The sequence below is a fragment of the Janthinobacterium foliorum genome (assembly GCF_978021625.1).
Genome location: NZ_CDXDQE010000004.1, coordinates 108,754 through 131,292, shown reverse-complemented (window position 1 = coordinate 131,292; position 22,539 = coordinate 108,754). Strand labels below are relative to the sequence as shown.

Genomic DNA, 22,539 nt, shown 5'->3' with positions numbered 1-22,539 from the left:
AGATTTATATGTTGCACTGCACTATAGTACTGGCAAATTCTATAATGCACTGGAACAGTATGTCTACCTTCGCCTCCGCCCTGTACGCAGTATCCGCACCCGTGCTGGAGATGTCGCTGCTGAACACCCTGCAAATCGCCCTCGTGATCGTGGCCGTGGGGGCTTTCGCCCTGCTGTTCAAGCCTTTGCTGGTGGGTATCGCGCGCGCCATGGTGCTGGTGGTGCGTCCCAAGCTGAGCCGCGAAGAACGCCTGGCGCGCCAGCAAGTGCGCGAAGCGCAGGCGCTCAAGCGCACCCTGGGCAAGATGGATGGCGTGTCGCCCAGCAATGCCGCCGAACTGCGCGCCCTGTCGACACGCGCATAAGTTCGCTGTTACGGAAAGATGAGCCGGTGTGCGCACCGGCTTTTTTTACGCCCGCGTTTTCCTTACGCCACGTCGCCCAGCAAATGCGCCCGCAACTGGGTATCGGCCGGATGGGCGCCGATCCAGATTTTCAGCAGGGCATTGTAGAAGGCCAGCTCCGGCACCTTGTCGCCCACCTGCTTGCCGTTCAGCTTGCACAAGGTGCCTTCGTCCGGCAGCCAGTCCACCGTCAGGATATCGCCCTTCTTCAGGCCCGGCACCATTTCGAACATGGCGCCGAACTGCATCGTCTGGCTCAGCAGGCGCGTGCGGTCGGCCTGGTCGGAACTGCGGTTCAAGCCCTGCATGAAGGCTTGGCCCAGCTCGTCGGAAGTAATGTCGCGCAGCATGACGATCTCCAGACGGCGCGGCCCGGGCAGTGCCAGGATGTCGGCCAGCTGGGTTTTCTTTTCCGGCAGGTACAGGGCGATCGTATAGACCTTGAAGATGACCTTGTAGCGCACGCCGGCGCCGTTGAGCTTTAATTCGCGGTTGGCCAGCTGCACCGTCTCGTCCAGCTTGACGCCGCCCACGTCGACGGCCAGCGCCGGCTGCGCCAGGAAGCCGCACAGGCAGGCGGCGCCCAGCGCGCGGATCAAACGGGATGTGCTTATTTGCATCTTCTACCTCCGTGGATAACCATTTGCTGCGGAACAGCCAGCACACAGTGTAGAACAGTTGGCAGAAGCTGGCGCCACGCAGAAGTGGCGCGGAAGAAAGTTTAGGCCTTGGCGGCCGGCAGCTCGGCCTGCAGGCGCTCGTACTTGGCCATCAGCTGTTCCGGCGTCTCGCGCCAGGCGGGATTGAAGGGGATGCAGCTGACGGGGCACACTTGCTGGCATTGCGGCTCGTCAAAGTGGCCCACGCATTCGGTACACTTGTTGGGATCGATTTCGTAGATTTCCGCGCCCATGTAGATGGCGTCATTCGGGCACTCGGGCTCGCAAATGTCGCAATTGATGCATTCGTCGGTGATCAGTAATGCCATGATTTCACTCTTACTTATTGCGATGAGGCAGCGTTGGCGGCAATCTTGTTTTGCAGCCAGCGGTTCACCGAGGGGAAGACAAACTTGGAGACGTCGCCGCCCAGCGCCGCGATTTCGCGCACGATGGTGCCTGAAATAAACTGGTACTGGTCGGACGGCGTCAGGAACATGGTTTCGACATCGGGCAGCAGGTAGCGGTTCATGCCCGCCATCTGGAATTCGTATTCGAAGTCGGAGACGGCGCGCAAGCCGCGCACGATGACGCGCGCTTCATGCTTGCGCACGAAATCCTTGAGCAAGCCGGAAAAGCTTTCCACCTGCACATTCGGGTAGTGACCGAGCACTTCGTTGGCGATTTCCAGGCGTTCGTCGAGCGAGAAAAACGGTTGCTTGTTCTTGCTGTCGGCCACACCGACGATCAGCTTGTCAAACAGACCCGATGCGCGGCGCACCAAATCTTCATGACCGCGCGTGAGCGGATCGAATGTTCCTGGATAAACGGCTACAACCATTGCGGCTCCCTGACGATGCACCAATATAGACGCGCATTATGCCTGAAATTGGTGCTTCGCCTTGGGCCAGCGGCCGCTTTTGCCCGCTTTTTGCCTGTTTTATAGGCAGATTCAGGCCGTTGCCGGCACTTTGTTGTAAGTTAGCAAATGATAGTAGACGGTGCCCGCTTTGTCTGCGCGGATGACTTCCCACGGCGCCATCCATTCCGGTTTTTCCAGTTCGCTCTGCGCATCGAAGACCAGCGGCAAGCCCGATTCCGCATAGATCATGCCGCCTTCCTTGAGCAGATTGGGGCACAGCGGCAATACTTTGGCGAGGAAATCCTGCTGGTACGGCGGGTCGAGGAAGATCAGGTCGAAGCGCTGGCCCCGTGCCGCCAGGCCTTGCGCCGTCAGCAGCGCGTCGCCGCGCAGCAGCTGCACATTGTCCGCGCGCAATTTGGCCTTGTTCTCTTCCAGCTGGCGGATCACGGGCGTGTGCGTATCGACCATGGTGACGGACGCGGCGCCGCGGCTGGCCGCTTCGAAGCCCAGCGCGCCGCTGCCGGCGAACAGGTCCAGCACCTGGGCGCTGGACCAGTCGCCGTCGCGCAAGTGGTTGATCCAGTTGAACACGGTTTCGCGCACCCTGTCTGGCGTGGGGCGCAAGCCCAGTGCCTGCAAAACAGGCAGCACGGAACGCTTCCACTGGCCGCCGATGATGCGCACCTGGTTCGGTGGCGGCGCGTGATGGACGGGGACTTTGGCAGGTTTTTTAATCTTCTTTTGCATGGGGATTTCTTCAATTCGATGGCGGCCACTATAGCATATGGCCCCCTCGCCCAGCGCCGGCCCCCCGGCTGGCGCTGGCGTCCCGTTCGCCTTATTTGGGCTGGCTGGCGAGGGAATTGAAATCGTCGATCCAGCCCTGCATGCGCTTGACGGCATGGGCCTTTTGCGCCGGCGTGGCGATCTTGATCACCGTCAAGACCATCTGCGCCGTGCTGGCTTCGTAGGCGTCAAAGAAAGCCTTGCGTTCGGAATGCTCGAGGCGCTCGAAACTGTCCTTGATCAGGGTATTGATCAAGGCAACGGTAGCTTCCTTGCCCAGCTTTTCCTGCTGCACTTTCTTGACCAAGTTCAATACATTCTGCTGGCGCCGCATGCGTTCGTCGAGCCAGATCTCGTTATTCAGCGGACGCGCGTCCGACGCCTTGCGGATCTGCTCTTCCTGTTCGCGGCTGAAACTGCCGAACCACAGTTCGAATTGCTCCATGGCTTTCTTGTAGCGCAGCTGCTGGCGCTTTTCCTGGTCGCCGCTCAGGTATTTCTTGCGGTAGTCGTCATTGTTCGACTTGAATTTTTTTTCCATCTGCGCGATCTGCTCGGGCTTGAGCGAGCGCGCCAGGTCGGCCAGCTCGGGCGCCGCCTTCAGCAGCAGCGCCTGGGTGCGCTGCTTGATGTCGCTGTAGTCCGCCATCAGGTCGGCTTGCGTGATATTGCCTTGCAACTGCTTCTGGCCCGTGCGCAGGATTTCCACGTAATCGCGCAACTGCGTCTTGCGGTGCCAGTCGAACAGCTTGTCGATGTCCTCGCGTACCCAGCCCTTCTGGTCGCGGTCCAGGTCGACATAGGCGTTCAGCCACCAGTACAGCACCGTATCGCCATTGTTATAGGCCAGGCGCAAGCCGCTGCAGCCCGCCATGATGACCAGCAGCAAGGCCAGCACGGCATAAGTAAAGCGGCTGAAGGGCGTGGAATACGGGGCCTGCGTGTTAAACTTTTTCATATTCTTAACTTATAAAAATTACGGTCTATGAACGTTGTCATTCTCGCCGCCGGTATGGGAAAACGCATGCAGTCGGCACTGCCAAAAGTACTGCACCCGCTGGCTGGCAAGCCGCTGCTGTCGCATGTGATCGATACGGCGCGCAGTCTGGCGCCGTCCCGATTATGCGTGATTTACGGGCACGGGGGCGCAGCGGTGCTGAAGTTGCTCGACGGCTACAAGGTGAACCATGCCGTGCAGATCGACGCGGCTGAGCAGGCGCAGCAGCTGGGCACGGGCCATGCCGTGCAGCAATCGCTGTCCTTGCTCGATGACACGGTGCCGACCCTGATCCTGTACGGCGACGTGCCGCTGACCAGCGCCGCTTCCTTGCAGCAACTCGTGCAGGCGGCCGGCAAGGACAAGCTGGCCATCCTCACCGTCGAGCAGGATGATCCGTTCGGCCTGGGCCGCATCGTGCGCGACAACGGCGCCATCGTCCGCATCGTCGAGGAAAAGGATGCCACGCCGGAAGAGCGCGCCATCCGCGAAATCAACAGCGGCATCATGGTCGCGCCCACCGTGCAGCTCAAGCAATGGCTGTCGGCCTTGTCGAACGACAATGCTCAAGGGGAATACTATCTGACGGACATCGTGGCCCAGGCCGTTGCCGACGGCGTGCCCGTCACCTCCGCGCATCCCGCTGCCGTGTGGGAAGTGGCCGGCGTCAACAGCAAGGTGCAACTGGCCCAGCTGGAACGCATTCACCAGAACAATATCGCGCAAGCCTTGCTGGAGCGTGGCGTGACCCTGCTCGACCCGGCCCGCCTTGACGTGCGCGGCGAACTCATCTGCGGCCGCGATGTCACCATCGACGTGGGCTGCGTGTTTGAAGGCAGGGTGGAACTGGGCGATGGCGTGCGCGTGGGCGCCAACAACGTGCTCATCAATGCTACGGTCGCGGCCGGCGCGCACATCAAGCCGTTCTGCCATATCGAAGATGCCGTCGTCGGCGCCGCCTCGCTCATCGGCCCGTATGCGCGCTTGCGTCCGGGTACCGTGCTGGCGGAAGACGTGCATATCGGTAACTTCGTCGAAGTGAAAAACAGCCAGGTCGCCGCGCACAGCAAGGCCAATCACCTGGCCTACATTGGCGACGCCACCATCGGTTCCAAGGTCAATATCGGCGCCGGCACCATCACGTGCAACTACGATGGCGTCAATAAATTCCGCACCGTGATCGAAGACGACGCTTTTATTGGCAGCGACAGCCAGCTGATCGCGCCTGTTACCGTCGGCAAGGGCGCCACCCTGGGCGCCGGCACGACGCTGTCGAAAGATGCGCCGGCAGGCAAGCTGACCGTCTCGCGCGCCCGGCAAGTGACTATCGACGGCTGGACCCGCCCCGTGAAAATTCCCAAGTAAGCAGTCCCGTCTGCAGCACGCATGACGCCGCCAGCCTGTCCGGGCTGGCGGCGTTTTTTTATGCTTGTGGATAATGCTGTGGACAGGTGGCTGACAACCCGGGATAACTGGGGCGTGTTACTGCAACGTGCTTTTCCCCTGTGTGTTGGCATGTGGATAAACATGTGAACAAGCATGCTGAAAAGTTATGAATAAGCCCGGTATAAGCTGCGCATAAGCGGTGGAAAAGGCAGGATAAGTGGCGTCGGCCATTTTCAAATTTCACCTTGACGAGCTGATGATGCGAGCCTGGAATGTCATCCAGTTTCTTGCTTCATCGAGTTGTGGATAAGCCTGTGCGCAATCTGCGGACAAGCGATGAATAACTTTTAAGTCATTGTATTCATAGGCTATTCAGACGATGCCGCCAGATTCATGCTGTGGGTAAAGCTGTGCAGAAGTATGTTGCTAACCAGTGGGCAAGCTGAGGACAAGCGTGGATAAGTCGCTGGCAGCCAGTGATGCTCCTTTTTGTGCTGCCATCATGCTGCCGTCGATTTCGTTCATGTGGAAATCTGTGATTTTCAGGCTGTGGACAACAGTGTGCATAAGCAGGCTGAAAGGCAAGGATAAGCCGGGATAACTTTCTCCTCAGCCCGGCTCAGCCTGGCTCAGACCGCAATGCGTGTTTCGAATTTGCTGCGGAACGTGGAAAAATAGCTTTTCACGTTGCGCACATTGGCGTGCGCGGCAAACAGGCGGTGTGCCAGCGCATGGTAGGCAGGCATGTCGGGCACTTGCACCATCAGCACGAAATCGGGGCCGGGCGAGACGCGGTAGCACTGCAGCACGGCCGCTTCGCCCGCCACCAGCTGCTCGAACTCCGCCATGCGCTCCGCCGCCTGCACGTCGAGCGTGATTTCCACGATGGCCGTCAGGCGCGCGCCCACCAGCTGCGGCGCGACGATGGCCACTTGCCGCTCGATCACGCCGCTCTGTATCAGCTGTTTGACGCGCCGCAAACATGTGGGCGCCGACACGTGCACGGCCTGCGCCAGCTCGCTGTTGGTTTGCGACGCATCAACTTGCAGGGCGTTCAGGATGCGACGATCGATCTCGTCGAGAGTAATGTTGTGTTCGCTCATGGCTATAGTGAATTGGAAAATAAATTCATTTTAAATGAAATAATATTTCATCGTTAAATCAGCATGAAATATTCAGTCAAAAATGCATGGATTTAGAAAGCTTATTTCAATCACTCTGCATTAGCATGCGTGCATTGATTAAATTTTAGACAGAGGTTTCCATGTGCGGCATCGTCGGCGCGGTAGCGCAACGTAATATCACTCCCATCCTGCTCGAAGGCTTGAAGCGCCTGGAATACCGCGGCTACGATTCCTGCGGCATCGCCCTGCACGCGGATGGCCGCTTGCAGCGTTCGCGCTCCACCTCGCGCGTGGCGGAGCTGGAAAAGCAGATCGCCGAAGAAGGCTTGAGTGGTTTCACGGGCATCGCCCACACGCGCTGGGCCACGCATGGCGCGCCCGTGAACTTCAATGCCCACCCGCACTTTTCTCCAACGGAAGAGAATGCCCGCGTGGCGCTGGTGCATAACGGCATCATTGAAAACCACGACGAACTGCGCGCCGAACTGACTGCCCTCGGCTATGTCTTCCAGAGCCAGACGGATACGGAAGTGATCGCCCACCTGGTCGAGCACATGTACAACGGCGACCTGTTTGAAACCGTGCAGCAGGCCGTGAAACGCCTCGACGGCGCGTATGCGATCGCCGTGTTCTGCCGCGACGAGCCGCACCGCGTGGTGGCCGCGCGCCAGGGTTCGCCCCTCATCGTCGGCCTGGGCAATGGTGAAAACTTTGTCGCTTCCGACGCCATGGCCCTGGCCGGCACGACCGACCAGATCATCTACCTGGAAGAGGGCGACGTGGTCGACCTGCAACTGTCGCGCTGCTGGATCGTCGACGTCGATGGCAAGCCCGTCGAGCGCGAAGTGAAAACCGTGCATGCGCACACGGGCGCGGCCGAGCTGGGCCCGTATCGCCACTACATGCAGAAGGAAATCTTCGAACAGCCGCGCGCCATCGGCGACACCCTGGAAGGCGTGACGGCGATCATGCCGGAACTGTTCGGCGACGGCGCCTATAAAATCTTTCAACAGATCGACCGCGTGCTGATCCTCGCCTGCGGCACCAGCTCGTATGCGGGCATGACGGCCAAATACTGGATCGAATCGATCGCCAAGGTGCCCGTCAGCGTGGAAGTGGCCAGCGAATACCGCTACCGCGACAGCGTGCCGCATCCAAACACCCTGGTGGTGACGATCTCGCAAAGCGGCGAGACGGCCGACACCCTGGCCGCCCTGAAACATGCGCGCAGCCTGGGCATGCAGCACACCTTGACCATCTGCAACGTGGCCACCAGCGCCATGGTGCGCGAATGCGCGCTGGCCTACATCACGCGCGCCGGCGTGGAAGTGGGCGTGGCCTCGACCAAGGCTTTCACGACGCAGCTGGCAGGCCTGTTCCTGCTGACCCTGTGCCTGGCGCAAGTCAATGGCCGCCTGACGGAAGAGCAGGAAGCGGCGCACCTGAAAGCCATGCGCCACCTGCCCGTCGCCATCGCCGCCGTGCTGGCGCTGGAGCCGCAAATCATCGCCTGGTCGGAAGAATTCGCGCGCAAGGAAAACGCCCTCTTCCTGGGCCGCGGCATGCACTACCCGATCGCCCTGGAAGGCGCGCTGAAACTCAAGGAAATCTCGTACATCCACGCCGAAGCGTATCCGGCCGGTGAACTGAAGCACGGCCCGCTGGCCCTGGTGACGAATGAAATGCCCGTCGTCACCATCGCGCCGAACGACGCCCTGATCGAAAAGCTGAAGTCGAACATGCAGGAAGTGCGCGCCCGCGGCGGCCAATTGTATGTCTTCGCCGACGTCGATTCGCGCATCAGCTCCGCCGAAGGCTTGCACGTCATCCGCCTGCCCGAGCACTACGGCGATCTGTCGCCGATCCTGCACGTGGTGGCGCTGCAATTGCTGGCCTACCACACGGCGCTGGCGCGTGGCACGGATGTGGACAAGCCACGCAATCTGGCCAAGTCGGTGACGGTGGAATAAACAGGCTGGAAGCAACCTTTCGCTGGCGGCACGCTGCCGCCGGCGAGGCGGCCGTCCTCAACGGGCAGGAACGGCGCGGGAACGGTACTGTTCTAGCCAGTGCACGGACTGTGCGATGCCGCCAAATGGAAAGAAATGCAGGCTGACCTCGCCATGCGCCGCGGTCAGGCCGCTGGCCAGGCGCTCGACAAACCGGTCCGGCCCCGCCGTGCCGAACAGCTTGCCGATGGACACCCCGTACTTGGACCACACCGCTGCGCAGGCGCCCACGCCGCACAGGGCGGCATAGCGGGCCAGCACGGCGACGCTGGCGGGGCCCGGCACGCCCACGCGCACGGGATGGTCCATGCCACGCGCGCGCAGCGCTGTCAGCCACGTCAACACGATGTCGGCATCAAAGGCAAACTGCGTGACGATCATGGGCGCCATGCCGCGCTGTTCGATGCTGCGGCACTTGCGTTCGAGTACCTCCCACTGTTCGGCCGCGCGCATGACCGGATGGCCTTCCGGGTGGCCGCCCACGCCGATCACCCGCATGCCCGCGCGCTCGAAAATGCCGGTGTCGATCAGCGAGGCACTGTCGGAAAACGGCCCCATCGGGCTGGAGGGATCGCCCGCGATGACGAAGCAGCGCTCGACGCCCGCTTCGGCGACGGCGCGCCGGACGAACGACTCCAGCTTGGCCAACGACGAGATGCGGCGCGCAGACAAGTGCGGCATGGGCTCGAAGCCAAGCCCGCGCACGGTGCGCACGGCGGCCAGCCGCGCGTCGTCGTCCTCGCGTGGCAGGTAGGGAATGGCGATGGTCGACCCTGGCGCTATCCGCGGCGCCGCTGCGCGCAAGGCCGCCATGTCCTTCGCGCCCGCTTCCAGGGAATAGGCGTGCGTGATGTTGCCAGCGGGCTTGGGCTGATCGGGATGCGTCAAGGTTTTTGCCTTAGCTCCCTTGCGCCGTGGCGATGGCCGGCTGGCGCGCCAGCGCGATGAAGGCCCGCACGTAGTCGATGGCGGTGTCCGTCTCGCGTGCGCCCAGGAAGATCTGCTTGGCGACGCCGCGCGCGCCCAGCCGCACGGGCACCACGTCCATCTTGACCGCATATTCCTCGACCAGCCAGCGCGGCAGGGCGGCCACCCCGCGGCCGCTGGCCACCATCTGCAGCATGATGTCGGTGGTTTCGATGGCCTTGTGGCGCTTGGGCGTGACACCGGCCGGAAGCAGGAACTGGTTATAGATGTCCAGGCGCTCGATGTCCACGGGGTAGCTGATGAGCACTTCCTGTGTCAGTTGCTGGGGTTCCACATATGCGGCCGACGCCAGGGCATGGCCCTTGGCCACGACGAGCACCTGCTCGTAGTCGAACACGGGTTCGAAGGTCAGCCCCGGTTTGAACAGGGGGTCGGGCGTGACCAGCAGGTCGATCTCGTAGCCGAACAGCGCGCCGATCCCGCCGAACTGGAATTTTTGCTTGACGTCCACATCCACGTCGGGCCATGCGCTCAGATAGGGCGACACCACCTTGAGCAGCCACTGGTAGCAGGGGTGGCATTCCATGCCGATGCGCAGCGCACCACGCTCGCCCTGCGCGAACTGGCCCAGGCGCTCTTCGGCCAGGTCCAGCTGCGGCAGCACCCGGTTCGCCACTGCCAGCAAATACTGGCCGGCCTGCGTCAGGCGCAGGCTGCGCCCTTCGCGCAGCCAGACGTCGGTGCCCAGTTGCTGCTCCAGCTTCTTCATGCTGTGGCTCAGGGCCGACTGGGTCAGGTGCAGCACGCTAGCGGCGGCCGTCAATGACCCTTGTTTTTCGACCTGCTGGACGATGCTGAGGTGGATGCGTTCAAGCATGTAGATGAGCCATGTTCATGGATATATGAAATAAGACCATTATACTTCATCGATTCCCACCGCTATCATTCGTTTCCCTGGTGTTGGCATTTTCCGGCCCGCGCGCAGCCATCTCTCCATACGAAAGCAAACATGACACGTCCACTCCGTTTAGTCGCGGTTTCCGGCGGGCTGCAACGCCCGTCCAAGGCTGCCGCCCTGGCAGGGCACCTGATGGACTTGATCGCCGGTGAAGTCGCGTGCGAACAACGCCTGGTCGAACTGGGCCAGCTCGCGCCGCAGCTCGCCGGCGCGGTCTGGCGATCGCAGCTGCCCGAGACGGTGGAGCGGGAACTTGCCGCCGTGGAGCAGGCCGACATTCTGGTGGTGGCAAGCCCGGTCTTCCGCGGCTCGTACACGGGACTGTTCAAGCACTTCTTCGACTTCATCGACCAGGATGCCTTGATCGACAAGCCAGTCTTGCTGGCTGCCACCGGCGGCAGCGAGCGCCATGCGCTGATGATCGACCACCAGCTGCGGCCGCTGTTCAGCTTTTTCCAGACACGCACGTTGCCGCTGGGCGTCTACGCCACCGACAAGGATTTCCTCGATTACCGTCTGCAGAACGCGGCCCTGATCCAGCGGGCCGCACTGGCGGTCCAGCGGGCACTGCCGCTGATCGGATTGACGGGCCATGCGGGATTTGCCACCGCTAAGGAGTTGCTCGCGGCCTAGGCATCAACGCGTCAAGGCATCGCGGCACGCATGATAAAGACCGTCGACCGTGAAGCGCAGCAAAGCACATTTTCCAGCACTGGGCAGGCAATAAGCCTGTGCAGCTCTTTCGCAGAAATCAGGACAGCAGATCACCATGAGCAAAGATTTTTCATTCAGCATCAAGAGTATTTCGTTTGATGAAAACTATCATCCATCCGACGCTACGCGCCTGACGACCAACTTTGCCAATCTGGCCAGAGGACAGAGTCGCCAGGAGAACTTGCGCAATACCCTGCGGATGATCAGCAACCGTTTCAACAGCCTGGCGCATTGGGACAACCCGAACGGCGATCGTTATTCTGTCGAGCTTGAAATCATTTCCGTCGAGTTGAATATTGATGTCAACGGCAGCAATATCCCGCTGATCGAGATATTGAAGCCGAATATCCTGGACAGCAAAACCAACGAACGCATTGACGGCATCGCGGGAAATAACTTCTCTTCCTACGTGCGCGATTACGACTTCAGCGTGCTGCTGCCAGAGCACAACAATAATAAATCCACCTTCGGCACGCCGGACAATTTCGGCGATTTTCATGGAAAGCTGTTCAAGCACTTTCTCAAATCAAACGCTTACCAGGAGCGCTTCAGCAAGCCGCCCGTCATCTGCATCAGTGCCTCGAGCAGCAAGACCTATCATCGGACCGGTAATCAGCACCCCGTGCTGGGCGTCGAGTATCAGCAAAATGAATTCTCGTCGACGGATCAATATTTTGAAAAAATGGGCATGCAAGTCCGTTATTTCATGCCGCCCGATAGTTCCGCGCCCTTGGCTTTCTATTTTGTCGGCGACCTGCTGGGTGACTACAGCAATCTTGAACTGATCGGCACCATCAGCACGATGGAGACATTTCAAAAAATTTACCGGCCCGAAATCTACAACGCCAATTCCGCGGCGGGAAAATGCTATCAGCCCAGCCTGCAGAACCAGGATTATTCGCTGACGCAGATTGTCTATGACCGGGAAGAGCGCAGCCAGCTGGCCGTCAAGCAGGGCAAATATACCGAGGAGCATTTCATCAAGCCCTACAAGAATATTCTTGAACAATGGACTGCCACCACGCTCTCTCATTAACCCCAATACACGACACCATTGAACATGAAAAAATTATTGCCTACTTCAACTGCCGGCAGCTTGCCGAAACCTTCCTGGCTTGCCCAGCCGGAAAAGCTCTGGTCGCCCTGGAAATTACAGGACGCGGAATTAATCGAGGGTAAACAGGATGCCTTGCTGTTGTCGCTGCAGGAACAGCAGCAGGCAGGCATCGATATCGTCAGTGATGGCGAGCAGACCCGCCAGCATTTTGTCACCACGTTTATCGAGCATCTCGATGGCGTCGATTTTGACAAGCGCGAGACCGTCAGGATTCGTGACCGCTACGATGCGAGTGTGCCGACCGTCGTCGGCGCGGTGAGCCGTCCGAAGCCGGTATTTGTCGATGACGCCAGGTTCTTGCGCCAGCAAACCACGCAGCCCATTAAATGGGCCTTGCCAGGTCCGATGACGATGATCGATACGCTGTATGACAGCCATTACAAGAGCCGCGAAAAACTGGCCTGGGAGTTTGCCAAGATCCTGAATCAGGAAGCGCGGGAACTGGAAGCGGCCGGCGTCGACATCATCCAGTTTGACGAACCGGCATTCAATGTTTTCTTCGATGAGGTAAATGATTGGGGAATTGCCACCCTGGAAAGGGCGATTGAAGGGCTCAAGTGCGAAACGGCCGTGCATATCTGCTACGGTTACGGCATCAAGGCCAATACGGACTGGAAAAATACGCTGGGGTCCGAGTGGCGTCAATATGAGGAATCCTTCCCCAAGCTGCAGAAGTCGACTATCGACATCATCTCGCTGGAATGCCACAACTCGCATGTGCCCATCGACTTGATTGAACTCATCCGTGGCAAGAAGGTGATGGTAGGGGCCATCGACGTGGCAAGCAATACCATTGAAACGCCGGAGGAAGTCGCCAACACCCTGCGCAAAGCGCTGCAGTTTGTCGATGCCGACAAGCTTTATCCGAGCACCAACTGTGGCATGGCGCCCCTGGCCCGCCGCGTGGCCAGAGGCAAACTGCATGCGCTCAGTGCCGGCGCGGAAATCATCCGCCGAGAACTCTCCTGACCGGCCGCCCCCGGCATCAACAGGCGTCGATGCCGGGGCCAGGCGTCAGCTGGACTGGGCCGCCGCCTTGGCTCGCGCCACGTGCAATTTCTTGTAGCTGTCGATCAGGCGCGCGTGGCGTTCGAGGCCTTCCAGCTTCATGCTCGTCGGCGTCAGGCCATGGAAGCGCACGCTGCCGTCAACGGAGCCCAGCACGGCGTCCATGCGTTCGTTGCCGAACATGCGGCGGAAGTTGACGACGTAGTCGTCCAGCGCCAGTTCGTCGTCCAGCTGCACTTCCAGCACCACGTTCATGGCTTGATAGAACAGCTTGCGTTCGACCGTGTTGTCGTTGTACTGCAGGAAGGTTTCCACCAGTTCCTTGGCTTCCTCGAATTGTTGCAAGGCCAGCTGGATCAGCAGCTTCAATTCCAGCGTGGTGAGCTGGCCCCACACCGTATTTTCATCAAATTCGATGCCGATCAGGGTGGCGATGTCGCCGTACTCGTCCAGCTCGCTGTTTTCCAGGCGGTCGAGCAAGTCTTCCAGGCTGGCCTCGTCCAGGCGGTGCAAGTTCAGGATGTCGGCGCGGAACAGCAGGGCCTTGTTGGTGTTATCCCAAATCAGGTCTTCCACCGGATACACTTCCGAATAGCCGGGCACGAGAATGCGGCAGGCGGTGGCGCCCAGCTGGTCATATACGGCCGTGTACACTTCCTTGCCCATGTCGGCGAGGATGCCGAACAGGGTTGCCGCTTCCTCGGCATTCGAGTCGTCGCCGTGGCCGGAGAAATCCCACTCGACAAAATCGTAATCGGCCTTGGCGCTGAAAAAGCGCCACGAGACGATGCCGCTGGAATCGATGAAGTGCTCGACGAAGTTGTTCGGCTCGGTGACGGCTTCGCTGGCAAAGGTCGGCTGCGGCAAGTCGTTCAAGCCTTCGAAGCTGCGGCCCTGCAGCAGTTCCGTCAGGCTGCGCTCCAGCGCCACTTCCAGGCTCGGGTGCGCGCCGAACGAGGCGAACACGCCGCCCGTGCGCGGGTTCATCAGGGTGACGCACATCACCGGATACGTGCCGCCCAGCGATGCATCTTTCACCAGCACGGGGAAGCCCTGCTCTTCCAGGCCGGCGATGCCGGCCAGGATGCCCGGGTATTTCGCCAGCACCTCTTGCGGCACGTCCGGCAAGGCGATTTCTCCTTCGAGGATTTCGCGTTTCACGGCCCGTTCGAAAATTTCCGACAGACATTGCACCTGTGCTTCGGCCAGGGTATTGCCGGCGCTCATGCCATTGCTGACATACAGGTTCTCGATCAAGTTCGATGGGAAATACACGGTCTCGCCATCGGACTGGCGCACGTAGGGCAGCGAGCAGATGCCGCGTTCGGCATTGCCGGAGTTGGTGTCGATCAGGTGCGAGCCGCGCAGCTCGCCATCGGGATCGTAGACGTCCAGGCAGTACGCATCGAGGATCTCCTTCGGCAGCGCATCCTTGCGGCCCGGCTGGAACCAGCGCTCGTTCGGATAGTGGACGAATGGCGCATTGGCGATGTCTTCGCCCCAGAACGCACCGGCATAGAAATGGTTGTTGCTGAGGCGCTCGATATACTCGCCCAGCGCCGACGCCAGCGCGCTTTCCTTGGTCGATCCCTTGCCATTCGTAAAGCACATGGGCGAGTGCGCGTCGCGGATATGCAGCGACCACACGTTCGGAATGATGTTGCGCCAGGACGCGATTTCAATCTTGATGCCCAGTCCGGCCAGCAGGCCCGACATGTTGGCGATGGTTTGTTCCAGCGGCAAGTCTTTGCCGGCAATAAAAGTGCTCGCGCCCGGTGCCGGATTCAAGGTCAGCAAGGCTTGCGCATCGGCGTCGAGGTTTTCCACTTCCTCGATGACGAATTCGGGTCCCGTCTGCACTACTTTTTTCACCGTGCAACGGTCGATGGAGCGCAAGATGCCCTGGCGGTCCTTGGCCGAGATATCCGCCGGCAATTCGACCTGGATCTTGAAAATCTGCTGGTAGCGGTTTTCCGGGTCAACGATATTATTTTGCGACAGGCGGATGTTTTCCGTTGGAATATTGCGAGTCTCGCAATACAACTTCACGAAATACGCCGCGCACAAGGCCGAGGAAGCCAGGAAATAATCGAACGGCCCCGGCGCCGAGCCATCGCCCTTGTAGCGGATGGGCTGGTCGGCGATGACCGTGAAATCATCGAACTTGGCTTCAAGACGTAGCTTATCGAGAAAGTTGACCTTAATTTCCATGAGAGTATTCCAGACTGGTGCGTAAAATGAATTAGCCGCCATTATCCGTTCTTTTCGCCGCCAGCGGTTATTGCGCGGCCGCGCGCCTGGCGGTGCTCCCGCCCGCCCCGCCTCTTGCGTTGCCGCACGAAAATTTCCTCCCCCGATCGCAGGAGTGCGCTAGTCTGTCGCTGTTTGCCGTACAGTTAAGCAACTCCCGTATTACCCATCGCCCCCGGCCGTATGCTGGCATGTCACCGCTGCGCACGCCGGCGCGATGCCGTCTTGACTCCACCCGTATTGACTTGGCCGCTAGGACTGCATGATTTCTTTCCGTACCCCCCACTCCCTTTCCACGCGCCTGCCCTGGCGCGGCTGGCTGCTGCCGCTGTTGCTGAGCCTGCTATTCGCCTGCTCGCTGGCGCCCTCCGCCGCCTGGTCGCAGCCCGTCGACGATGCGGCCACGGCCGACCAGCGCCTCGACGGCTTGCGCAAGCAAATTACCACCATCCAGAAGGCGCTCGATGGCGATGCCGACCTCGATGACGCGACCCTGTCGCAAATGAAGGCCGATGCGCTGGCGGCCAGCGTCGAGGCGGACAAGGTGGCAGAATCGCTCGTGCCGACGCTGTCCAGCGTGCAGGCGCGGCTGGCGGAACTGGGCAAGCCGGCCGCGGGCACCAAGGAAGCGCCCGACGTGGCGGCGCAGCGCAGCCAGCTGGACCGTACGAGCAGCGCGCTCGATGCACAGGTGAAACTGGCGCGCCTGCTGGCGGTGGAAGCGACACAGGCGTCCGAGCAAGTGTCCACCGCGCGCCGCGCACAGCTGCAGGCGCGCCTGGGCGAGCGCACGGCGTCGATCCTCGCCGGCTCGTTCTGGAAACAGCTGCATGGCGAATTGCCGCAGAATTTGCAGCGCTTGCGGGCGCTGGAGCTGGAATTGGCGAACGCGGCGCGCGCCACGCCCTGGTCGGCCTGGGGCGGTTTGCTGGCCGGCATCGTGGCCGTGATCGCGGCCAGCATCTGGGCCTCGCGCTACTTGCTGGTGGTCACGGCCACGCGCGTGCCGCACGGCCGTCTGCGCCGCTCGCTGCATGCGCTGGCCGTCATCGTGCTGGCGCTGGCCACGCCGGGGCTGGTGGCGGAATTGCTGGCCATGGGCTTGCGCTGGGATGGCGGCCTGTCCGAGAAGACCTCGACTTTCCTCAGCAGCTTGATCGGCATCATCTGTTTCGCCGGTTTTACGGCAGGGCTGGGCCACGCGCTGCTGTCGCCGCGCCGCGTCTCGTGGCGCCTGCTGCCCTTGCCCGACGCGCTGGCGCACCGCATGCGCAATTTTCCGTCGATGTTTGCCTTGATCGTCGTGCTGGTCTGGGCGACGGAGCGCGTCACCATCGTCATCAATGCGGGCCTGTCCACGGCCGTGGCCGTCAATTGCATCGTGGCCCTGGTGATGAGCACGACGATCGCCTACGGCCTGATGCGCGCCGAACGCTGCTGGCGCCAGCTGCGTGAGGCGGACCCCGCCAATCTCGTCACGCCATTGTGGCTGCGCTGCGTCACGGTGCTGCTGTGGCTGGCGCTGGCATCCAGCGTCATCAGCTTGCTGATCGGCTATGTGGCGTTCGGCAGTTTTGTCGCCAAGCAAATTGCCTGGGTCATCGTGGTGGTCTGCAGCACCTATCTGCTGACGGTGCTGGTCGACGATATCTGCATGCTGCTGGCGTCCACGCCGCCGCCGGCGGATGCCGTCAATCCCGTGCTGGCCACGCCGAAGGCGCGCGACCAGGCGGCCGTGCTGCTGTCGGGCATAGGCCGCGCCATCGTCGTGCTGCTGGCCCTGATGCTGTTGCTGGCGCCGTTCGGCGAAGGGCCGGGCGAGCTGTTCCAGCGTGTCGGCAAGCTGCAGGATGGCCTGGCGATCGGCGAAGTGGCGATCCGCCCGGCCGCGCTGATCCAGGCGCTGCTGGTGCTGGTGGTGGGCTTTATCGCGCTGGGCCTGTTCAAGCGCTGGCTGCAAAACAGCTATTTGCCGACCACCAACCTCGACACGGGCATGCAGGTGTCGTTCATTACCCTGTTTGGCTACATCGGCGGCGTGCTGGCCGTGGCGCTGGCCCTGTCGGCGGCCGGCATCGGCCTGGAACGCATCGCGTGGGTGGCGTCGGCCCTGTCGGTGGGGATCGGTTTTGGCTTGCAGGCGGTGGTGCAGAACTTCGTGTCCGGCCTGATCCTGCTGGCCGAGCGTCCCGTCAAGGTGGGCGACTGGGTGTCATTGGGCGGCGTGGAAGGCGACATTCGCCGCATCAATGTGCGCGCCACGGAAATTCAGCTGGGTGACCGCTCGACGGTGATCGTGCCGAACTCGGAATTCATTACCAAGACGGTGCGCAACGTGACCCTGGCCAACCCGCTGGGCCTGGTGCAAGTGAAGCTGCCGTTGCCGCTGGGCACGGATGCGCAGGCGGCGCGCGCACTGATCCTGGCCGCCTTTGTCGACAATCCCGACGTGCTCGACACGCCGGCGCCCAGCGTGCAGCTCGATGGCATCGACAATGGCTTTCTGCTGTTCAACGCCACCGGCTTTGCCTCGTCGCCGCGCCTGACGTCGGGCATTCGCAGCGCCCTGCTGTTCGAGCTGCTCAAGCGCCTGGATGCGGCGCACATCTCGATCGCCAAGCCCAGCACGATGGTGCTGAGCACCGTGCCGGCGCAGCCCGAGGCGCCGGCCATGTCGGCCGTGGCGCCGGCACCGGCAGCGTCACCGGCTCCCGTGCCGCCGCTGACGAGCTAGCCGGCACAAGTCAGCGTACCGTCGACCACAGCAGCGCCGCCAGGTACAGGCCGATGCCGAACGCCAGGTGCGCCATCAGGCTGCGCAGGCGGGCCGCGTGCGGGTGCGGCGTCCGGCTGGCGGCGAAGCCGGCGCCCATGCCCGGCTGCAAGATGCAAAACGGCGCGGCCACGCTGACGAGGCCCGCCAGCAGGGCCGGCGCCAGGGTCGGCCCCTGCACCCACTCCTGCCCCACCAGCGCCAGCAGCATGGCCGCAAACAGCACGCCGATCGCGTAGTGGGCCGTCCAGCCCAGCACGGCTTCATCGCGCACGGGCGCCGCCTGGGCGATGTTGGCGTGGCTGAGCGTGCCGCGCGGCAGATGGCCCAGCCAGCGCCCCACCATCGCAAAGTTCAGCGACGGGATGCACCAGAAGCGCTTTAACGCCACGGCCCACGCATCCATCACCGCCGTCGCGCCCACGCCGATGGCCAGCGCATCGATCCAGAGTATCTGCATTGTCTCTCCCGTTAAACATTCAAGTAATTGCTTGAATGTTATAAGGGTGCTAGCATCGTGTCAATGAACAATGCAGAAATCGATCTCCTCACCAGTCCCGCCGAGTTTGCCCATATTTTAGGCAGCGCGCCCCGTTTGCGCCTGCTCGAACAGATCGCGCGCGGCGAACATGCGGTGGAGCAGCTGGTGGAGTTGACGGGCCTGTCCGTGGCCAATACTTCGCAGCATTTGCAGCAGTTGCGGCGCGCCGGTTTTGTCCAGGCACGGCGCGACGGCAAGCGCGTGCTGTACCGTCTCGGCAGTGGCCCCATCGTGCAGTTGCTGGCCGCGCTGGACGTGTATGCGCAGCATCAGCGCAGCGAGCTGCAGGCGCTGAGCCGGGGCGATCACGTGGAAGCAATCTCGGGCGACGAGTTGCTCGCGCGCATGCACGAAGCCAGCATCACCGTGCTCGACGTGCGCCCGACGCAGGAGTTTGCCACTGGCCACTTGCCCGGCGCGCTCAATATTCCGCTGGACGACTTGCAGCGCCGCCTGGCGGAATTGCCCGTCAACCAGGAGATCGCCGCCTACTGCCGTGGTCCCTATTGCGTGCTGTCCGTGCAGGCCGTGGCGGCCCTGCGCCGGCACGGCTTGCCCGCGCGCCGTCTCGACAGCGGCTACGACCACTGGCAGGCGGCGGGCCGGCCAGTCGCGGGAGGGGCGTGATGGCCATCCCCGGCAGCAAGCAGGAATTGCTCGACGCCATCCACAGCAGCTACGCGAAGTTGACGCAGGAGCTGGCGCGCGTGCCGCCTTCCCTGGCGCGGGTCCCCGTGCTGGAAGGCCAGGTGCAGGGCACGCGCATGAGCGTGTGCGATCTGCTTGCGTATCTGCTGGGCTGGAATACGCTGGTCCTGCACTGGCACGCGCAGCTGCGCGATGGCAAACGCATCGAGGAGATCGCTTTTCCCGCCGAAGGTTTCACGTGGAACGCTCTGGGGAAACTGGCGCAGCGCTTCTATGCCGACTATGCTGAACTCAGCATGGACGACTTGCAGCAGCGTCTGGAGGTAGCCAAGAACCAGCTGCTGGCGCTGATCGACGCGCACGACGATGCGCAGTTGTATGGCCAGCCGTGGTACACGCATTACACGATGGGACGCATGATCCAGTTCAACACGGTCTCGCCGTATGCGAATGCGCGCGCGCGCCTGCGGAGCTGGCTGCGTACGCTGTAGCACACGGAGCGTCAGGCTCGCACGATTGCATCAGTGCGTTCAGGAACATTTCAGGCAGGATAGTGGTTTCAAGCGCAACCAACTGAAGGATCGCCATGCTGACCATCGCCCTCGCCCAGCTCAATCCCACCGTGGGCGACTTCGACGGCAATGTCGCCGCCATCGCCGCGCGCATGCAGCGCGCCAGCGAAGACGGCGCAGACTTGCTCGTGTGTCCGGAACTGTCGCTGTGCGCGTACTACCCGGGCGACCTGTTCGAGGATCCCGCCTTCTTGCGCCAGCTGCAGCGGGCGCTGGACGCCCTGCTGCAGGCGTCCACGCGCTGGCCGGCGCTGGTCACCGTGATCGGCACGGCGCGGCCCAATCCGGGCATCGGCAAGCCCCTGTACAACGCCCTGCTGGCGCTGCGCGACGGGCGCATCGTGGCCGAATACTACAAGCAGCTGCTGCCGACGTACGGCATCTTCGACGAGGGCCGGCATTTCGAGCCGGGACCGCCCGGCGCCTGCACCTTGACGATCGCCGGCAGCAAGGTGGGCTTCATGATTTGCGAGGACGGCTGGAATGACGATGGCCGCGCCTATGCCGTCAACCCCTTCGACACCCTGCAGGCGGCGCGGCCCGACCTGGTCGTCAGCATCAATGCCAGCCCGTCCGACATCGGCAAGCGCGCGCAGCGCCACGCCGTGTTTGGCGCCGCCTGCGCGCGCGTCAACTTGCCCCTGCTGTTCGTCAACCAGGTGGGCGGCCAGGATCAACTCGTGTTTGACGGCGCCTCGTTCGCCATCTCGCCGCGCCACGGCGTGCAGTTCGAGGCGGCCCGCTTCGTCGAGGATTATCAGCTGCTGCGCTTTGCCGATGGCGTTTTTCGCCGCAGCGACGGTGCCGCCTTTCCCGTGCCCGACCCGGACGGCATCCCCGCCGTGGAGTTTGCCCGGCGCCAGATCGTGCTGGGCTTGCGCGACTATGCGCGCCGCTGCGGTTTTACACAAGTCGTCATCGGCTGCTCGGGCGGCATCGATTCCGCGCTGACCCTGGCCCTGGCCGTGGAAGCACTCGGTGCGGATAACGTCGTGGCCATCACGATGCCGTCGGTGTTTTCCAGCGCCGGCTCCGTCACCGATTCCGTGGCCCTGTGCGCCAACCTGGGCATCGCCCTGCATACGCACCCGATCCGCGACATCGTGGCGCAGTACGAGTCCGGCTACGCGGCGGCCTTCGACGCCAGGCTGCAAGGCCTGCCGCTGGAAAACCTGCAGGCGCGCGTGCGCGGCACGATCCTGATGGAATACTCGAACGCCTTTGGCGCCCTGCTGCTCACCACCGGCAACAAGAGCGAAATCTCGGTGGGCTACTGCACCCTGTATGGCGACACGAACGGCGGCCTGGGACTGATCGGCGACTTGTACAAGACGGAGGTCTTCGCCCTGTCGCGCCACCTCAACGCCAGCGCCGCGCGCGAACTGATCCCCGCCGCCGTGCTCGACAAGCCGCCGTCGGCGGAACTGGCGCCGGGCCAGCGCGACACGGACAGCTTGCCGCCCTATCCCGTGCTCGATGAAATATTAAAGTGGCATATCGAGGGCCGGCGCCTGCCGGCCGCGGAGAGCGCGCAAGCGTCGGCCTTTGTCGCGCAGCTGCGCCAGGCGGACGAGGGCAAGCGGCTGGTCACGCGCATCCTCGGCATGGTGGCCCGCAACGAATACAAGCGGCGCCAGGCGGCGCCCATCATCCGCGTGCGTTCGCGCGCCTTTGGCAGCGGCCGTCAATTGCCGATCGCCGCCCACTACCCCACCGGAGACGACGCATGACACTCGCCTATCCAGCCGACGCGGCCATCCTGATCGGCCGCTTCCAGCCTTTTCACAATGGCCATGCGGGCTTGCTGCAAAAGGCGCTGGCCACCGCCGCGCAAGTGGTGGTGGTGCTCGGTTCCGCCTTCCATGCGCGCAGCCCGAAGAACCCGTTTACCTGGCAGGAGCGGGCCGCCATGATCGCCGCGACGCTGCCCCAGGCGCAGCGCGAGCGCGTGCACTATGTGGCCGTGCGCGACTACTACGATGACGGCCTGTGGGCCGACGCCGTGCGGCACGCCGTGGCGGGCGCCGTGCCGCGTGCCCAGCGCGTCACCCTGGTGGCCTGTTTCAAGGACGCCACCAGCTATTACCTGCACCACTTCCCCCACTGGCAGCTGCTGAATTTGGAGATCGATCCCGGCGCACCCATCGGCGCGACGGCGATCCGCAACGTGCTGTTCGAGGCGGAGGATGTCGACGTGTCGCTGAGCGCCGTGGCGCAGCTGCTGCCCGCCGCCGTCGGCCAGTATTTAAAGGCGTGGACCTTGCTGCCGTGGTACGCGCCGCTGGTGCAGGAATACCGCGCCATCGAAGCGTACAAGGCGCGCTGGCGCGTGGCGCCGTATCCGCCCATTTTCACCACCGTCGACGCGCTGGTGCAGACGGGCGGCCACGTGCTGCTGGTGCGCCGTGGCGGCTATCCCGGCAAGGGCCTGTGGGCGCTGCCCGGCGGCTTCCTGGAGCCGCGCGAACGCCTGCTGCAGGGCGCCATCCGCGAACTGGCGGAAGAAACGCAGCTGGGCGTGCTGGCGCCCACCCTGGTCGAGGCATTGATCGGGGTGGCCGTGTTCGACCATCCCGACCGCAGCCAGCGGGGGCGCACCATCACGCATGCGCATTATTTTGACTTGAAGACGCGCCAGTTGCCAGCCGTGACGGCGGCCGACGACGCGGCGCTGGCGCAATGGGTGCCGGTGTCCGCCCTGCCGGCCATGGAAGAGGAATTCTTCGAAGACCACTTCCACATCCTGAATCACTTCCTCAAGCTCACGCACGAGGGGCGCTGACGGGCGCCGCCGTCGAATC

21 protein-coding genes are annotated in these 22,539 nt (G+C 62.5%); 11 read left to right on the top strand and 10 right to left on the bottom strand.

Annotation, left to right across the window (positions count from 1 at the left end; genetic code table 11):
- Window positions 1-59 precede the first annotated feature (59 nt).
- Window positions 60-365 carry a hypothetical protein gene (locus tag ACZ92H_RS10850; protein ID WP_465049342.1) on the top strand — a complete coding sequence of 102 codons (306 nt, stop codon included), beginning with the start codon at window positions 60-62 and terminating at the stop codon, window positions 363-365.
- A 62-nt stretch (window positions 366-427) separates the two neighbouring features.
- Here the strand turns inward: ACZ92H_RS10850 and ACZ92H_RS10845 are convergent, their stop codons facing one another.
- From ACZ92H_RS10845 to ACZ92H_RS10825, 5 genes are all read right to left on the bottom strand, one after another.
- A complete protein-coding gene (locus ACZ92H_RS10845) occupies window positions 428-1,024 on the bottom strand; it encodes a chalcone isomerase family protein (protein ID WP_131374856.1) in 597 nt (198 codons plus the stop codon).
- Window positions 1,025-1,125: 101 nt separating this feature from the next.
- Window positions 1,126-1,392 carry a YfhL family 4Fe-4S dicluster ferredoxin gene (locus ACZ92H_RS10840; RefSeq protein WP_131374858.1) on the bottom strand — a complete coding sequence of 89 codons (267 nt, stop codon included), beginning with the start codon at window positions 1,390-1,392 and terminating at the stop codon, window positions 1,126-1,128.
- A gap of 14 nt (window positions 1,393-1,406) precedes the next feature.
- The gene (coaD, locus tag ACZ92H_RS10835) at window positions 1,407-1,904 is read right to left on the bottom strand and encodes a pantetheine-phosphate adenylyltransferase (RefSeq protein WP_034752633.1); all 498 of its coding nucleotides are present in this window, start codon (window positions 1,902-1,904) and stop codon (window positions 1,407-1,409) included.
- Window positions 1,905-2,015: 111 nt separating this feature from the next.
- Window positions 2,016-2,675, bottom strand: coding sequence for a 16S rRNA (guanine(966)-N(2))-methyltransferase RsmD (rsmD, locus tag ACZ92H_RS10830; protein ID WP_131374860.1), 660 nt, complete (start codon window positions 2,673-2,675; stop codon window positions 2,016-2,018).
- 91 nt (window positions 2,676-2,766) lie between these two features.
- Window positions 2,767-3,672 (bottom strand): DUF6279 family lipoprotein, encoded by a 906-nt coding sequence (locus tag ACZ92H_RS10825; RefSeq protein WP_465049341.1) that lies wholly within the window; start codon window positions 3,670-3,672, stop codon window positions 2,767-2,769.
- Window positions 3,673-3,699: 27 nt separating this feature from the next.
- On the opposite strand from ACZ92H_RS10825, the gene glmU reads away from it, so the two are divergent.
- A complete protein-coding gene (gene glmU / locus ACZ92H_RS10820; RefSeq protein WP_465049340.1) occupies window positions 3,700-5,076 on the top strand; it encodes a bifunctional UDP-N-acetylglucosamine diphosphorylase/glucosamine-1-phosphate N-acetyltransferase GlmU in 1,377 nt (458 codons plus the stop codon).
- Window positions 5,077-5,726: 650 nt separating this feature from the next.
- Here the strand turns inward: glmU and ACZ92H_RS10815 are convergent.
- Window positions 5,727-6,200, bottom strand: a complete 474-nt coding sequence (locus tag ACZ92H_RS10815; RefSeq protein WP_131374864.1) for an Lrp/AsnC family transcriptional regulator — start codon at window positions 6,198-6,200, stop codon at window positions 5,727-5,729.
- 161 nt (window positions 6,201-6,361) lie between these two features.
- Here ACZ92H_RS10815 and glmS point away from each other — a divergent pair, with 161 nt between their 5' ends.
- On the top strand, window positions 6,362-8,191 hold the full coding sequence (gene glmS / locus ACZ92H_RS10810) for a glutamine--fructose-6-phosphate transaminase (isomerizing) (protein WP_131374866.1): 1,830 nt from the start codon (window positions 6,362-6,364) through the stop codon (window positions 8,189-8,191).
- Between the two features lie 57 nt (window positions 8,192-8,248).
- On the opposite strand, the gene ACZ92H_RS10805 is transcribed toward glmS, so the two are convergent.
- Together ACZ92H_RS10805 and ACZ92H_RS10800 are read right to left on the bottom strand one after the other, a co-directional pair.
- A complete protein-coding gene (locus ACZ92H_RS10805; protein ID WP_465049339.1) occupies window positions 8,249-9,118 on the bottom strand; it encodes a methylenetetrahydrofolate reductase in 870 nt (289 codons plus the stop codon).
- Between the two features lie 10 nt (window positions 9,119-9,128).
- Window positions 9,129-10,034, bottom strand: a complete 906-nt coding sequence (locus ACZ92H_RS10800; RefSeq protein WP_131374868.1) for a LysR family transcriptional regulator — start codon at window positions 10,032-10,034, stop codon at window positions 9,129-9,131.
- Window positions 10,035-10,166: 132 nt separating this feature from the next.
- On the opposite strand from ACZ92H_RS10800, the gene msuE reads away from it, so the two are divergent.
- The 3 genes from msuE (at window position 10,167) to ACZ92H_RS10785 (ending at window position 12,915) form a co-directional block, all read left to right on the top strand.
- On the top strand, window positions 10,167-10,748 hold the full coding sequence (msuE, locus tag ACZ92H_RS10795; protein WP_465049338.1) for an FMN reductase: 582 nt from the start codon (window positions 10,167-10,169) through the stop codon (window positions 10,746-10,748).
- A gap of 136 nt (window positions 10,749-10,884) precedes the next feature.
- The gene (locus ACZ92H_RS10790) at window positions 10,885-11,865 is read left to right on the top strand and encodes a DUF1852 domain-containing protein (protein ID WP_465049337.1); all 981 of its coding nucleotides are present in this window, start codon (window positions 10,885-10,887) and stop codon (window positions 11,863-11,865) included.
- A gap of 24 nt (window positions 11,866-11,889) precedes the next feature.
- Entirely contained in the window at window positions 11,890-12,915 is a 1,026-nt protein-coding gene (locus ACZ92H_RS10785; protein ID WP_131374874.1) for a methionine synthase, read from the top strand.
- 45 nt (window positions 12,916-12,960) lie between these two features.
- On the opposite strand, the gene ACZ92H_RS10780 is transcribed toward ACZ92H_RS10785, so the two are convergent.
- Entirely contained in the window at window positions 12,961-15,165 is a 2,205-nt protein-coding gene (locus ACZ92H_RS10780; protein WP_465049336.1) for an OsmC domain/YcaO domain-containing protein, read from the bottom strand.
- Window positions 15,166-15,466: 301 nt separating this feature from the next.
- Between ACZ92H_RS10780 and ACZ92H_RS10775 the strand changes: the two genes are divergently transcribed.
- Window positions 15,467-17,938, top strand: a complete 2,472-nt coding sequence (locus ACZ92H_RS10775; RefSeq protein WP_465049334.1) for a DUF3772 domain-containing protein — start codon at window positions 15,467-15,469, stop codon at window positions 17,936-17,938.
- Window positions 17,939-17,948: 10 nt separating this feature from the next.
- Here the strand turns inward: ACZ92H_RS10775 and ACZ92H_RS10770 are convergent, their stop codons facing one another.
- Window positions 17,949-18,437: a DUF2938 domain-containing protein gene (locus tag ACZ92H_RS10770; protein WP_465049332.1), complete on the bottom strand. Its 489-nt coding sequence runs from the start codon at window positions 18,435-18,437 to the stop codon at window positions 17,949-17,951.
- Window positions 18,438-18,500: 63 nt separating this feature from the next.
- Between ACZ92H_RS10770 and ACZ92H_RS10765 the strand changes: the two genes are divergently transcribed.
- The 4 genes from ACZ92H_RS10765 to ACZ92H_RS10750 all read left to right on the top strand — a co-directional run bounded on the left by ACZ92H_RS10765 (window position 18,501) and on the right by ACZ92H_RS10750 (window position 22,520).
- Entirely contained in the window at window positions 18,501-19,145 is a 645-nt protein-coding gene (locus ACZ92H_RS10765) for an ArsR/SmtB family transcription factor (protein WP_465049331.1), read from the top strand.
- Window positions 19,145-19,657 (top strand): ClbS/DfsB family four-helix bundle protein, encoded by a 513-nt coding sequence (locus tag ACZ92H_RS10760; RefSeq protein ID WP_465049549.1) that lies wholly within the window; start codon window positions 19,145-19,147, stop codon window positions 19,655-19,657. The genes ACZ92H_RS10765 and ACZ92H_RS10760 overlap by 1 nt, the downstream gene beginning before the upstream one ends.
- A gap of 95 nt (window positions 19,658-19,752) precedes the next feature.
- Window positions 19,753-21,468, top strand: coding sequence for an NAD+ synthase (locus ACZ92H_RS10755; protein WP_465049330.1), 1,716 nt, complete (start codon window positions 19,753-19,755; stop codon window positions 21,466-21,468).
- The gene (locus tag ACZ92H_RS10750) at window positions 21,465-22,520 is read left to right on the top strand and encodes a bifunctional nicotinamide-nucleotide adenylyltransferase/Nudix hydroxylase (RefSeq protein WP_131374884.1); all 1,056 of its coding nucleotides are present in this window, start codon (window positions 21,465-21,467) and stop codon (window positions 22,518-22,520) included. Before ACZ92H_RS10755 ends, ACZ92H_RS10750 begins: the two co-directional genes overlap by 4 nt.
- The last annotated feature ends 19 nt before the right edge of the window (window positions 22,521-22,539 follow it).

Bases quoted from the DNA above. Each gene is read 5' to 3' on its own strand.
- ACZ92H_RS10850 (WP_465049342.1), top strand. From the start codon at position 60: ATGTCTACCTTCGCCTCCGCCCTGTACGCAGTATCCGCACCCGTGCTG.
- ACZ92H_RS10845 (WP_131374856.1), bottom strand. From the start codon at position 1,024: ATGCAAATAAGCACATCCCGTTTGATCCGCGCGCTGGGCGCCGCCTGC.
- ACZ92H_RS10840 (WP_131374858.1), bottom strand. From the start codon at position 1,392: ATGGCATTACTGATCACCGACGAATGCATCAATTGCGACATTTGCGAG.
- coaD (WP_034752633.1), bottom strand. From the start codon at position 1,904: ATGGTTGTAGCCGTTTATCCAGGAACATTCGATCCGCTCACGCGCGGT.
- rsmD (WP_131374860.1), bottom strand. From the start codon at position 2,675: ATGCAAAAGAAGATTAAAAAACCTGCCAAAGTCCCCGTCCATCACGCG.
- ACZ92H_RS10825 (WP_465049341.1), bottom strand. From the start codon at position 3,672: ATGAAAAAGTTTAACACGCAGGCCCCGTATTCCACGCCCTTCAGCCGC.
- glmU (WP_465049340.1), top strand. From the start codon at position 3,700: ATGAACGTTGTCATTCTCGCCGCCGGTATGGGAAAACGCATGCAGTCG.
- ACZ92H_RS10815 (WP_131374864.1), bottom strand. From the start codon at position 6,200: ATGAGCGAACACAACATTACTCTCGACGAGATCGATCGTCGCATCCTG.
- glmS (WP_131374866.1), top strand. From the start codon at position 6,362: ATGTGCGGCATCGTCGGCGCGGTAGCGCAACGTAATATCACTCCCATC.
- ACZ92H_RS10800 (WP_131374868.1), bottom strand. From the start codon at position 10,034: ATGCTTGAACGCATCCACCTCAGCATCGTCCAGCAGGTCGAAAAACAA.
- msuE (WP_465049338.1), top strand. From the start codon at position 10,167: ATGACACGTCCACTCCGTTTAGTCGCGGTTTCCGGCGGGCTGCAACGC.
- ACZ92H_RS10790 (WP_465049337.1), top strand. From the start codon at position 10,885: ATGAGCAAAGATTTTTCATTCAGCATCAAGAGTATTTCGTTTGATGAA.
- ACZ92H_RS10785 (WP_131374874.1), top strand. From the start codon at position 11,890: ATGAAAAAATTATTGCCTACTTCAACTGCCGGCAGCTTGCCGAAACCT.
- ACZ92H_RS10780 (WP_465049336.1), bottom strand. From the start codon at position 15,165: ATGGAAATTAAGGTCAACTTTCTCGATAAGCTACGTCTTGAAGCCAAG.
- ACZ92H_RS10775 (WP_465049334.1), top strand. From the start codon at position 15,467: ATGATTTCTTTCCGTACCCCCCACTCCCTTTCCACGCGCCTGCCCTGG.
- ACZ92H_RS10770 (WP_465049332.1), bottom strand. From the start codon at position 18,437: ATGCAGATACTCTGGATCGATGCGCTGGCCATCGGCGTGGGCGCGACG.
- ACZ92H_RS10765 (WP_465049331.1), top strand. From the start codon at position 18,501: ATGAACAATGCAGAAATCGATCTCCTCACCAGTCCCGCCGAGTTTGCC.
- ACZ92H_RS10760 (WP_465049549.1), top strand. From the start codon at position 19,145: ATGGCCATCCCCGGCAGCAAGCAGGAATTGCTCGACGCCATCCACAGC.
- ACZ92H_RS10755 (WP_465049330.1), top strand. From the start codon at position 19,753: ATGCTGACCATCGCCCTCGCCCAGCTCAATCCCACCGTGGGCGACTTC.
- ACZ92H_RS10750 (WP_131374884.1), top strand. From the start codon at position 21,465: ATGACACTCGCCTATCCAGCCGACGCGGCCATCCTGATCGGCCGCTTC.